This is a genomic window from Seonamhaeicola marinus (assembly GCF_008085455.1).
This window is the reverse complement of record NZ_VSDQ01000614.1, coordinates 1-312: the sequence shown is the minus strand read 5'-3', so window position 1 is coordinate 312 and position 312 is coordinate 1. Positions and strand designations below refer to the sequence as shown.

Below are 312 nucleotides of genomic sequence, written 5' to 3'. Positions count from 1 at the left end.
GCGCCAAGATTTAGATCCTATTGAAATTGCGCTTTCTTACCAACGCTTAATTGATGAAATTAACCTAACCCAAGAACAAATGAGTGAGCGTGTTGGTAAAAAACGCTCAACCATTACAAACTATTTACGCTTGTTAAAACTAGACCCTATTATACAAACGGGCATGCGTGATGGTTTTATTTCTATGGGGCATGGGCGTGCGTTAATTTCTGTAGAAGACACTTCAACTCAGCTAGATATTTATGGCAAAGTGTTAGAAAATGAACTTTCAGTAAGAGCTACAGAAACCTTAATTAAAAATTATAACGCAAC

Annotated in this window: 1 protein-coding gene; it reads left to right on the top strand. The window is 36.5% G+C overall.

The genetic code is table 11. The annotated features are described in order from the left end of the window. Window positions 1-312: ParB/RepB/Spo0J family partition protein (locus FUA24_RS10820; RefSeq protein ID WP_222861351.1), on the top strand; the 312-nt coding region annotated here is incomplete at both ends.